We start from the raw sequence: 12,508 nt of genomic DNA, 5'->3' as shown, positions 1-12,508 counted from the left end.
TGAGCGTGCCGGCCCGCAGCGTGGTGCGGGCCGGCGCGTCGTCATCCGGTCGGAATCGGTACAGATTCAGGACGGAATCAGAACCACTGCTTGTAGCGGCGCACGTAGATCGTCTTGACCATCTGCGCGAGCACGATGTAGCCAACCATCGTCGCGGCGAGCCACAGCCAGTAGGTGCCCGGCAGGTGCATGAAGCCGATCGCCTCCGCGAACGGCGAGAACGGCAGCCAGCAGCCGATCGCGATCGCGGTGAAGGTCGACAGCAGCACCGGCAGCGACGCCGTGCTCTGCAGGAACGGGATCTTCTGCGTGCGCAGCAGGTGTACGACGAGCGTCTGCGACACGAGGCTCTCGATGAACCAGCCCGAGTTCATCACGATCTGGCCGCCGGTACCGCCGTTCAGGTGATACAGCGCGCCCGCGCCGAACACGGTCCACATCAGGATGTACGTCGTGATGTCGAACACCGACGACGTGGGCCCGACCCACAGCATGAAGCGGCTGATGTTGCCGGCTTCCCACTTGCGCGGCTTCTTCAGGAACTCGGGATCCATCTTGTCCCACGGCAGCAGCATCTGCGACGTGTCGTAGATCAGGTTCAGCACGAGCAGCTGGGTCGCGAGCATCGGCTCCCACGGCAGGAACGCGCTGGCGACGAGCACCGAAAACACGTTGCCGAAATTGGAGCTGGCGGTCATGTTCAGGTACTTCAGGATGTTGCCGAACGTTTCGCGGCCCTTGATCACGCCTTCCTCGAGCACCATCAGGCTCTTTTCGAGCAGGATGATGTCGGCGGTTTCCTTTGCGATGTCGGCGCCGCTGTCGACCGAGATGCCGACGTCGGCGTCGCGCAGCGCGGGGGCATCGTTGATGCCGTCGCCGAGGAAGCCGACCGTGTGGCCGTTCGCCTGCAGCGCCTTGACGATGCGCGCCTTCTGCAGCGGCGTGAGCTTCGCGAACACGGTCGTGCGTTCGACGACCTTGGCGAGCGTTTCGTCGTCGAGTGCTTCGATTTCCGCGCCGAGCATCGGCTTGCCGGGCTCGAGGCCGACCTGGCGGCACACCTTCATCGTGACGGTCGGGTTGTCGCCCGTCAGTACCTTGACCGCGACGCCGTTCTCGCGCAGCGCGGCGAGTGCCGGCGCGGCCGATTCCTTCGGCGGATCGAGGAAGGTCAGGAAGCCGCGCACGACGAGATCGTGTTCGTCGGCAGTGCGGTACTGCGCGCGTTCGTCACCGCGCGCAATCGTGCGGGTCGCGAGCACGAGCACGCGGAAGCCGTCCTCGTTGTACGCGGTGGCCTGTTCGAGCAGCCGCTTGCGCGCGACGAAGTCGAGCGGGCGGATGCCGTCCTCATCCTGCACGTGGGTCGACACCGCCAGCATTTCCTCGACCGCGCCCTTGCAGATCAGCTGGTGCGTGCCGTGCTTGTCCTCGACGACCACCGACAGGCGGCGCCGCACGAAGTCGAACGGCAGTTCGTCGATCTTCTTGTAGCCCTGTGGCTTCACGCGCTCGCCGATCTCGTCGGCGCGTGCGACGACCGCGATGTCGATCAGGTTCTTCTGGCCGCTCTGGTGGAAGCTGTTCAGCCAGCCGAGCCGCAGGATTTCCTCGTTCTTGTGACCGGACAGGTCGAGGTGATGTTCGAGGATGATCTTGTCCTGCGTGAGCGTGCCGGTCTTGTCGGTACACAGCACGTCCATTGCGCCGAAGTTCTGCACCGAGTTCAGCCGCTTGACGACCACCTTGCGGCGCGCCATCGCAACTGCGCCGCGCGCGAGGTTCGCGCTGACGATCATCGGCAGCATCTCGGGCGTCAGGCCGACGGCCACCGCGAGGGCGAACGTGAGCGCGCTCAGCCAGTCTCCCTTGGTCAGCCCGTTGATCATGAACACGATCGGCACCATCACGAACATGAACTTGATCAGCAGCCAGCTCACGCTCGCGACGCCGCGGTCGAAGCTCGTCTCGATGCGCTTGTGGCTCACGACGTTGCGCGCGAGCGACCCGAAGTACGTATCCTCGCCGGTCGCGACGACGACGGCGGTTGCCGTGCCGCTGACGACGTTGGTGCCCATGAAGCACACGTTCTCGAGATCGAGCAGCGACGCCGACGCATCGTTTGCCGCGCCGGCCGCACGCGTGTTCGCGGATTTGCCGGCCACCGCGCCGAGCGTGTCGTACTTCTCGACGGGCAGCGCCTCGCCGGTCAGCACGGCCTGGCTGATGAACAGGTCGCGCGATGCGAGCAGGCGCACGTCGGCAGGGATCATGTCGCCGGCCGACAGGTGCACGATGTCGCCGGTCACGACTTCGCGCATCGGCACCTCGCGGCGCGTCGGCTCGGACGTGTCGGTCACGGCACGCTGCACGGTGGCCGTCGTGCGGACCATCGCCTTGAGCTTCTCGGCGGCGCGCAGCGAACGGAATTCCTGCACGAAGCGCAGCAGCGCGCTGATCGTGACCATCGTCAGCAGGATCGTCATGCCGACGTAGTCGCGATCGTCGGGCGCCGCGAAGTAGACGTCGGTGAAGAAGCTGATGGCGGCCAGCACCAGCAGCACGTAGACGAACGGGTTGTGGAACGAGAGCAGCAACTGGCGGGTCCAGTGCGGCGGCTTGTCGTGCGCGATTTCGTTCGGGCCGTAGTGCTGCAGGCGGTCGGCGGCCTGGTCGTAGGTGAGGCCGCGCGTGCTGGTGTGCAGCGCCTTGAGCGTGTCTTCGAGCGGACGGGCTGCTTCCTGCGCGGCGCGCATGATGCGCGGTGCGTTCTGCTGGCCGGCGCCGGTCTTGATGAAGCCGCGCTGTTTCTTCTGCGATGTGTTGTGTCGTGTTGTCATGAGTCGCTCCTTGCGCACGAGGCGGCGGGCGGGGAGCGGCCGTGACGTTATCGACGCACGAGCGCTCCCCGCCGCGTCGCGTCAGGCGCGATCGGCTGTGGATCGGTAAAGGCGGGAACGCTCGCCGGCGCGCGCGATGCGGTCGGCGTGTCGATGCGCAGCGTCGCACCGGCGAGCGGTAATCGACTACTGTCGTCTGAGTTCATCTGCACTCCTGTCGGTTGCGGATAATCGGCACGGGCGATCGACTGCGCCACGCGCAACGAGGCGCGCGGCCGGACGGCACGCGAACGGAAGGTGCACGCGGCTGGCGCTGCGCGCAACACGAATGCACGCGCGCGACGGCGCGTCGCGTGCATTCGACAACATCGAAAAATTCGGCGGGAGATCGGGCCAGTATTCAGGCCGGAAGGACGCCGCATCCTGCTTCCCGGGATGCGGCAGAAGACGAGGCTCTGCGCGTTTTCCTCAGGCAGCAGTCAAGTTGGCCAAGCACCAACTACAACTCGCATCGGTGTTCACAGAACACTCCATGTAATTAGACGGGAGCGATGGTAATGGCTCGCTGTGCGAAGCGTCAACCCTTTTGTCAGGTGTTATTTCGAGAAGCGTAACCGGGCCGATGCGCGCTCGCCGGCGCGCCGTCGCGCCAAAGAAGAAACGGCCGCGCGCAGGCCAGGTTGGCATGCGCGCGGCCGAGTCGACGCGGCGTACCGGCGTCAGTGGGCTGCTGCCACGGCGGCGCCTGCATCGAGGATGCCCGAGCCCGCAGGCATCGCGGTGCACGACGTGCCCGCTGCCAGTTTCGCCGCACGCGTGCCGCCTTGCAGCTTCTGCTGGATCTGCGCGGGCGTGAGGTTGCCGTTCACCGACAGCATCAGTGCGGCGACGCCCGTCACTTGCGGCGTCGCGAGGCTGGTGCCGTTCGCGAGGCCGTAGGTGTCCGAGCCCGGCGTCGTCGTGCCGGTGTTCGACGTCGACAGGATGTTGACGCCCGGCGCGCTCAGCGACACATCGGCGCCGAAGTTGCTGAACGATGCGCGTCGGCCGGTCGCGTCGGTCGCGCCGACACTGATCACGCCGCGGCAGTTCGCGGGCTGGTCGAGCCCGGTCGACAGGCCGTCGTTGCCGGCCGCGACGACCACGGTCACGCCTTTCGCGGTCACGTCGTCGATCGCCTGCTGGAACGTCGTGCTGCATGCGCCGACACCGCCGAGGCTCAGGTTGATGACCTTGGCAGGCGTCGGGTTCGTCGGTACGCCGTTCACGGGGATGCCGGCTGCCCAGCGCATCCCGTCGGCGATGTCGCTCGTCACGCCGCCGCACTTGCCGAGCACGCGCACCGGCAGGATCCGGCCGAGCCACGACACGCCGGCGATGCCGGTGCCGTTGTTGGCGGTCGCGCCGATCACACCCATCACGCGCGTGCCGTGCCAGCTGCTGTCGCTCGGCTGGCTCTCGCATTGATAGTACGGGCCGCTCGCGTTGCTCAGTTCCTGCTGCGTGACCCAGTCGCCCGGATCGGTTGCGTCAGGGCCGCGCGACAGGCCGTTGTTGCTGGTGTTGACGTTGGTGATGAAGCTGTAGCCGGGCAGCAGGTTGCCGACGATGTCGGCGTGCGGCCGGTATCCGGTGTCGAGCACCGCCGTGACGACGGTCGGCGAACCCTTGGTCACGTTCCAGGCGGGCGGCAGGTCGATGCCGGCGGTCGGGTCGGACAGATACCACTGCTGGCTGTAGAGCGGGTCGCTCGGCGTGTCGCGGATCTGCATCGGATGATCCGGTTCTGCGTAATCGACATCGCCGTCGGCTGCGAACGCCTGCGCGAGCGCGGCGGCGTCGGTGGACGCCATGCGCTGGCCGAGCGACAGCACGGCCGCGCCGTTCGAGATCGTCCGTTCGACCTGTACGTTGACCGGCGCCTGCGCCACGGTGCTCGCATAGGCGCGTGCACTGCCGGCGACCGGCGCCGTCCAGCGCGTCATCGACCGCTGGATCACCGCGTCGAGGCGCGTGCCGTTGTCGATGGCGGCCATCGCACGCGTGGCGGTCAGCGTCTTCAGCTTGACGATGATGTGATCGACCGGCGGCTCGACGGGCGCGGCCTGTGCGGCCATCTGCACGGCAGCCTGCTGCGTGGTGCATGCATTGCTGCCGGTCGAGGCGGGCGGGGTCGTCGGGGCGGGCGCGGGCGCCGGTGCGGGCGCCGCGTTGGAAGAAGACGGGTTGCTGCCGTCGCCGCCTCCACCGCCGCAACCGGCGAGAGGCAGGAGGGCGGCGGCGGATAGCATGCCGGCGAGCATGCGCGCGTGTGCGGAGCGCGCCAGCGCAAAATTGAAACGTTTGGCTCTCATGTGAAACTCGATCCTCGTAGATAACCGTCGTGCCGGCGGTGGCGCTGGTCCGGCTGACCCGGACCTTGTCGTTTTTGTCTGACGGTTGCAGCAAGGTTGCTGCGACGCGCCATGCACTGGGTAACGGCGTGCGCGACGGCTTCTTGAGCAGGTTTCACGAGAAAAACAGGGGTTGGCGCAAACGATTACGTTGCTGCTTCGCAGCATGAACGCGCGTTTGGAACGGCCGGTACAGAAGGTGGGGTCGAGCCGGCGCGCGGCCCGGTCGGGTGAAACGTGCCGCGCGGGCCGGTTTGCGCGGTACGGAAAACATCTTTCAGGATCCGGCCGCGGTGGAAGGTTGTTTACGCTTCCCCTGATGTGACGCGAATATTGTCGGGCGTACGATCGTGCTTCGCTCAACGTTTCGTCAGGAGACAAGCATGGATCGCCGTTTCCGTTGGCTGGCCGTCGCGCTGTCCTGTGCGCTGGCAGGCGCCGCGCACGCCGAGGCCCTTACCGGTACGCTGAAGAAGATCAAGGACACGGGCATCGTGTCGCTGGGCATTCGCGAGTCGTCGGTGCCGTTCTCGTATTCGGACAATCAGCAGAAGAACATCGGCTATTCGCGGGACATCGCGGCGCGCATCATCGATCAGTTGAAGACGGACCTGAACCTGCCGAACCTCGCGGTGAAGGAAATTCCGATCACGTCGCAGAACCGGATTCCGCTGCTGCAGAACGGGACGATCGACTTCGAATGCGGATCGACGACGAACACGCTCGAACGGCAGAAGCAGGCCGCGTTCTCGAACAGCATCTTTTTGTATGGCATCCGCTTCAGCACGCGCAAGGATTCGGGCGTGAAGGACTTCACGGACCTGGCCGGCAAGACGGTCGCGACGACGGCCGGCACGTCGGACGAGCGCCTGCTGCGCAAGCTCAACGAAGAGAAAGGGATGAACATGACGATCATCAGCGCGAAGGATCACGCCGAAGCGTTCATGAACGTCACGACCGGGCGCGCGGTGGCATTCGTGATGGACGAGCCGCTGCTGTACGGCGAGATCGCGAAGGACCGCAACCCGGGCGCGTATTCAGTCACGGGCACGCCGCTCGTCCACGAAAACTACGCGTGCATGATGCGCAGGGACGATCCCGCGTTCAAGCAGGTGGTCGACGGCGTGATCGCGAAGATGCAGACGTCGGGCGCGGCCGAGAAGCTTTACGACCGGTGGTTCACGCAACCGATTCCGCCGAAGGGCGTGAGCCTCAACTATCCGCTGTCGCCGGAGATGAAGCAGCTGTTCAAGAATCCGACGGACCAGGCGCAGTACTGATCCGGCCGTCACGGTGAACAACCGCCGGCGCGTGCCGGCGGGTCGGACGGGAAGGGCGAGTGACGCGAAACGCGTCGGGCGGCGAGGTCGGGCGCGCGTGGCGCCGGGCCGTCACGATGACGGATGCATCCCGGCTAGCGTCTTTCAGGATGTGCCGCAATCGGCATTCAACCTCGCCTGCGCCAGGGGAATCCTGTCGCCTGATGCAACAACAGGCACAATACGGAATTCGCCACGATCGCACGCATGTTCGTAATTCGAACATTGACGGTGCGACACTGCTGCCCGAGATCCTTCCCAGTCGTCATGAACGCCACGTCCACTCCCGCGCGCGAGTCGAATTCGCCGCGCTTCCTGCTGTTCCTGATCTGCCTGTTTTCGTCCGCCGGCCAGCTTGCGATCGACATCTACGTGCCGGCGCTGCCCGACATGGCACGGTCGTTCGCGACCACGCCGCAGGCGATCCAGTCGAGCGTGTCCGGCTACATGGCGGCCTATGCGCTCGGCCAGCTGATCTTCGGGCCGATCGCCGACGCATACGGGCGCAAGCGGGTGCTCGCGTTCGGGCTCGTGATCTACACGATCGGCTGCGTGCTGTCGCTCGGCGCGCCGAACCTGGAAACGTTCGTGCTCGCGCGCTGCCTGCAGGGCTTCGGGATCGCGACCACCAACCTGCTCGCGAAGGCGATCATCACCGATTCGTTCTCGGGCCAGGCGCTGATGCATGCGTTCACGTACATGTCGATCGCGTGGGGGCTCGCACCGATCATCGCGCCGGTGATCGGCGCGCACCTGCAGGAATGGTTCGGCTGGCGCGCGTGCCTCGTGTTCCTGCTGGTGTACTCGCTGGCGATGTGGGCGCTGCTGTGGCACTACCGCGAAACCTTGCCGAAGCCGGTGCATCTCGAGCCGCGCACGCTGATGACGAATGCGGGCAAGGTGCTCGCGAGCCCGGTGTTCCAGAGCTGCTTCCTCGCGCAGGGGCTGTGCTACAGCATCCTGCTCGTGTTCAACATCGTCGGGCCGTTCATGGTGCAGACCACGCTGCACAAGCCGCCAACCTTCTTCGGCTATCTCGCGCTCGGGATCGGGCTCATGTATTTCCTCGGCGGCCTGTCGAACCGGATTCACGGCCGCGGGCTGCCCAGCGCCGAGCAGCGGCTGCGCATCGGCGCGCGCGTGATGGCCGGCGCATCGGTCGCGATGCTGGTGCTGGCGCTGACCGTCGGCCTGCGCGTGTGGACGCTCGCGACGCCGGTGCTCGTGATGGGTTTCTGCGCGGGCGCGATGTACCCGACGCTGATGGCCAAGGGCAATTCGCTGTTTCCGCATATCGCCGGCCTGACGAGCGCGATCCTCGGTTGCGCGCTGCTGCTCGTGTCGTCCGCGATGATGGGGCTGGCCGGGTTCGTGTCGATTCACGTGCTGACGCCGCTCGCGGTGTTCTTCGTCGCGTTGTCGTTCATCGTCGTATGGATGGTGACGAAGCTGTTGCGGTACCTGTCGCAGCAGCAGGCCGCGCCCGTCGTGTGCGGGAGCGGGGAAGCGGCGTAGCAGGCCGGAAGGTGGCGCCGCCACTGAATGCATGACGCTATGCGCGCATGCCTGCCAAGGCTGCGTTGTGCGGTCGTGATGTCACGACCGGGACGTATGCATGGTCACGATGGACGACAGCTTTCGCCGACACGTTCATAACCCGAATCGCATTCCCACGAGCGCCCGGTGAAATCGACATGCGCGTTGGGTGGCACGCGCAGTCGTGCGCAGCTTCCACCGGTCTGAATGAAGCCGGCGTCGCATTCCCATCCGAAACCGGTTGGAATCGCGTGCGCGTGCTGCGGTATGGCAGCCGGCACGCATGACGATCCGATGCGGCTGAGGCCGTTGGGGCACGGCGATTCGTGCTCAGTCTGGCGCGACGCGCCCGGACACCCGAGACGATCGACTCCCGGCGGACAGGATTCCGGACGAGGCGCCTCCATTTGCATCGGTGGCCGCGTATCGAGCACGGGCGCACTGACCGTTTGCTTGAGCGGTGTGGGGCGAGATTGCGATCGCGCGCGGTCCGTGAGCGTCGGCGGCGACTCCGATCGCTCGGGGCGGCCGCTGTCGCGCTGCTGATGTGCTATCGGTGCCGGGTGGCTTTCGATGGTCGTTGCCGCGCGCCGCTGGCCGGCGGGCCGGCCGGGTGCTTCCGCGGGCCGTGTGGACGGGCGATGGATCAGCGCGAGGGTCGCGCCGGCAACGAGGGCAATGACTGCCGCGCCGGCGGCGATCCGGCGTCCGTATCCGACACGCGATGAAGCGCGCCTATCCCGCTGCGTGATGCTGCGGCGTTCGACGATCCCGTGGTCGGGAAGCCCGTCGGACACGATAGGTGTGGCAACGGCCGGTGCGGAACGTATGCCGTCGGGCAGGGTGAGGCCGCATGCGATGGCGTCCGCATCGGCTTCCGGTGTGCCCGCCGAGCGCAGTGCGCCGATGACGTCGGTGCCGGCGTCACGTGCCGTGCCTGCGAGTCGGAGCCATTGGAAATAGGTGTCGGCGTCGATCGTATCGCTTGATTCGGCACGATGCGTGGCACGTTCCATCACGTTGTCCATTCGTTATGCCTCGTCGCGCAGCAGTATCGTGGCGCCGTGCCGGGCGACGCCCGGCCACGTCGTCCGATGTTCGAGCGTGACTGCGCATTCGCTGAAAAACGGATAGTCTCGCCACGCGTCGCGATTGCCTATCACATAGAGTATGCGTTTGGCGCGGCTGACTGCGACGTTGAGCAGGTTCGGCTTCTCCGATGCCCATGCTTTCGCGCCGTGGCGCTCCGGATGGCCGCCCAGTACGAGCAGGACGACATCCGATTCCTTGCCCTGCACCGTATGGATCGTGCCGATCTTGACATTCCCGTATCGATTGCCGAGCGTGTCTTGCAAACCTTGTGTCACCTCCCGGAACGGGGAGATGACGTAGATCGTTCCGGAGACGTCGTCGTGCGCATGAATGTCGTCGAGAATCGTGGCGACGACACGCCCCTCGTCGGGGATCCAGTGCCCATGCGCGTCGCGTCCCTCGACATGAATCCAAGTCGTGTCGGGAAGCGCAAGTTTCGCGCGCGTGACGGTGCCGAATACCATCATCCCGTTGTACGCGATTTTGTTGGCGACATTGAACATGGCGGAGTCGCAGCGACGATGAACCCGAAGCGGGGCGCTGACCCAGAGCGCGTTGCCTTCGTGATCGGGAAGATAGGTGCCGACCGTCGAGATCCGGTCGGCGAGTCGCTGGATCGACTGGCGGCCGGGCGTCCACGTCGCATCGACACCGAAGCGGGTGCGCAACGCCTGTTGCGAGGTGAACGGCAGTGGCAGGATCGGCTCGAGCTGAAGCGGATCGCCGACCACGACGGCCCGCCTGGCACGCCAGAGCGCACCCACGGCGGCCTGCGGCAGCCCTTGTCCGGCTTCGTCGATCAACAGCCAGCCAATTTCCTCGCGTTGAAGATTGGTGAATAGGCGACCGAACGAAGCGAACGTGCTGGATATGACCGGCACCACGGTGAAAAGCGTTTGCCACGCGGATTTCACGGCTTGGCGGGACACGCCTCCCGGTACGGAACCTTGCAGGATGTCGACCATGCCGAAGAGATTGGACCGGAAGATATGGGCGTTTTCGGCTGCGAACGCCTGATGCAGATTCAGCGCTTCAAGAAACACCTTCGCCCGGGCGTCATTCCAGGCCCGGTCGGTCCAAGGCGACGACAGTTCGCGGTTGTGGTCCGTGCAATCGCGATCAAAGAAATGGTCGCCCAGGATCGCGCGTGCGTGGACGAGCCCGGCATCGAGTCGCGTGATGTCGTCCGCCAGCAGCGTGATTTCGGCGTGAGCCTCGCGTTCGAGTTGTTCCGCGCCTTGGCGCGCGACATTGGCCTGATCCACGATGCCGGCGGCGGCGTCCATCGCATCGCCGGCCTGTTTTTCGGTATCGACGCACGCGAGAAATCTGATTCGCCAGTCCCGGTGCGCGCGACCGAAGCTGAACAAATTCTCGATGAAGCCCGGGCGGGCATGCAGGTGATCGATTTTTTGAGCATGCGCCTGTCTTGCCCGTTCGATCGCTGCCGTATGACGTGTTCGTGCGACTTCGTGCGCGTTTGCCGCGTTCGCTGTTGCCTGATTGCGGTCCCGTGCAAGTGCGCGCAGCGCACCCAGGCGCGACCGCGCGGCATGAAGCAGGTCGGCTTGCCGGGCCCAGTCTTCGCGCTGTGTCCGCAGTTTCGATTCATCGGAACAGGCTCGTCGGAAGCGCTCGACCGACTCGCGCCATATCGACGGCCGGCGTCTGGCGTGATCGCCGAGCCAGGTCAGCAGGCCCGGCAGCCCTTTTTCGCTCGCCGGTTCGTCGTTCGATCGACGCTCGTCCTTTTTTTCATCCCACCAGACATCGCGAAGGAACGCCATCCGGTTCGTCTTGTTGCCGAGACGGGCCGCCAGCAAGCCCCATACCGGCTTGTCGTCACCGAGCGCCCGCGCGGCGAGATCCGGGAAATAGTTGATGCTCGGTTTCCAGATGTCGTCAATCGCATCGGCTCCCGGTAGTTCGAGGGTGATGTTTTCGACCGCGCCGTTGTTGGCGGAGGCCACCACGATCTCGAAGCCCGAGAACTCCGGCTTCCATAAATGGATGGTTCGCTGACGATTGTCGGATCCCCAGCCGTCGATGCCGTTGAACGCGTCTTCCGGTCTGCGCAGCGAAGCAAGCTTTTCAGCCCGTTCGACGACGATGTGCGCGACGAGATCGCGGAGCAAGGTGGTCTTGCCCGTGCCGGGCGGTCCGTTGACGCTGAATATGCCGGCGCCGCCGTCCAGTTCGCGAGTCATCCGATTGATCGCGAACTGCTGACTGAAGACCAGCGGGTGGTGCCCGTTCGCCGGCCAGCGCCCGGACGGGTAGCGGTCGGGCGACAGGGCGTCGTACATCGCATCGACCGATTGCCGTGTGTCGTTGCGTGCTGCGTTGTCAATCTCGCTATCCGGGCTCAGGTAGGACGATAAAGCGGCTCCCGTGTCGTTCCGCTCGAAGGCGTCGGCGACCCGCTTCAGGTCGTCGACAAAGAAGCTGTTCAGGAAGTCGGCGCGGTCGACCTGATATTCCTTGCTCGTCGCGACTTGTCGCGACTGGATGCGGGCACGCTCGTCCGGCACCTCTTTCGTCAGACCGATCTCCTTGAACAGCAATTCGGTGATGGCGTCGACGTCGCCCAACGTCAGCTTGCGCCCGACGTCGATTTTCTGCGCGAGTAGCGCCTTACCTTCCTCGTCGTCGTCAGGAACGGCGAATATCTGGCGCAACCTGATCAGAAAGTCATCGGCGAATAGCTCGAATCCATTGAGCCAGCCCGGCGAATCCGGGCCCAGTGTGATCGTGCGTCCCCATGCCCACGCGCATGCGGACACGACGAACGTGTCGAAGAGCGGACGCCCGTCATGATCGACACGAATCAGGAAGCATGCGGAAAGACTGTCCAGCCGCGAGTCGAATGATTGCGGATCCTTCCCGAAGATCGATTCGAGAAATTCGCGTACACGCCGAACCAGATAGACACCGCCGTAGATGTCGTGGCGCCATACACTGTCCTCCTCCGCGGCCGGAAGGCGCTTGAATCCGGGTTGCCAGGGCGCGAGATTGTCTTCCGGCGTAACCCTGTCTGTCTGCTTCGTTCGCTTGCCGGGTTTCAGATCAATATCGGGAACGGATTGCGGATTGAAGATTTCAGTGGCGCGCCAGTAATTTAGAATCTTTGCTTTCGTATTCATGTGACTCGGAAGGGTATTGCGCTACGTGAGGCGAATGAAGTGCCTGCGTCGTCAGATGGTGGGCACTCTACCCAATTGTTCGTCGGATGGGAAATGTGTGGTCTAACGCTGATTGTTTAGGAAATGGTGGCAAACCGCCTTTTATTTCAATTCAAGAAAAAATAAGGCGGATATGCTCGATG

Annotated in this window: 7 protein-coding genes; 2 read left to right on the top strand and 5 right to left on the bottom strand. The window is 64.9% G+C overall.

What is annotated here, in order from left to right; translation table 11 throughout:
- Positions 1 to 77: 77 nt before the first annotated feature.
- The 3 genes from mgtA to BLA15945_RS00855 form a co-directional block, all read right to left on the bottom strand.
- Positions 78 to 2,843 (bottom strand): magnesium-translocating P-type ATPase, encoded by a 2,766-nt coding sequence (gene mgtA, locus BLA15945_RS00865; RefSeq protein ID WP_174991230.1) that lies wholly within the window; start codon positions 2,841 to 2,843, stop codon positions 78 to 80.
- A 47-nt stretch (positions 2,844 to 2,890) separates the two neighbouring features.
- Complete coding sequence (locus tag BLA15945_RS00860) at positions 2,891 to 3,049, bottom strand: hypothetical protein (protein WP_174991229.1); 159 nt, start codon at positions 3,047 to 3,049, stop codon at positions 2,891 to 2,893.
- Between the two features lie 513 nt (positions 3,050 to 3,562).
- On the bottom strand, positions 3,563 to 5,197 hold the full coding sequence (locus tag BLA15945_RS00855; protein ID WP_059240298.1) for a S8 family peptidase: 1,635 nt from the start codon (positions 5,195 to 5,197) through the stop codon (positions 3,563 to 3,565).
- A 422-nt stretch (positions 5,198 to 5,619) separates the two neighbouring features.
- On the opposite strand from BLA15945_RS00855, the gene BLA15945_RS00850 reads away from it, so the two are divergent.
- Entirely contained in the window at positions 5,620 to 6,516 is an 897-nt protein-coding gene (locus BLA15945_RS00850; RefSeq protein WP_174991228.1) for a glutamate/aspartate ABC transporter substrate-binding protein, read from the top strand.
- Between the two features lie 306 nt (positions 6,517 to 6,822).
- The gene (locus BLA15945_RS00845) at positions 6,823 to 8,070 is read left to right on the top strand and encodes a multidrug effflux MFS transporter (protein ID WP_059240303.1); all 1,248 of its coding nucleotides are present in this window, start codon (positions 6,823 to 6,825) and stop codon (positions 8,068 to 8,070) included.
- Positions 8,071 to 8,174: 104 nt separating this feature from the next.
- Here BLA15945_RS00845 and BLA15945_RS00840 read toward each other — a convergent pair whose 3' ends face one another.
- A complete protein-coding gene (locus tag BLA15945_RS00840) occupies positions 8,175 to 9,119 on the bottom strand; it encodes a hypothetical protein (RefSeq protein ID WP_174991227.1) in 945 nt (314 codons plus the stop codon).
- 3 nt (positions 9,120 to 9,122) lie between these two features.
- Complete coding sequence (locus tag BLA15945_RS00835; protein WP_174991226.1) at positions 9,123 to 12,326, bottom strand: DEAD/DEAH box helicase; 3,204 nt, start codon at positions 12,324 to 12,326, stop codon at positions 9,123 to 9,125.
- Between the last annotated feature and the right edge of the window lie 182 nt (positions 12,327 to 12,508).

The organism is Burkholderia arboris (assembly GCF_902499125.1).
Lineage (GTDB): Bacteria > Pseudomonadota > Gammaproteobacteria > Burkholderiales > Burkholderiaceae > Burkholderia > Burkholderia arboris.
This window is presented reverse-complemented; position numbering and strand designations above follow the sequence as displayed.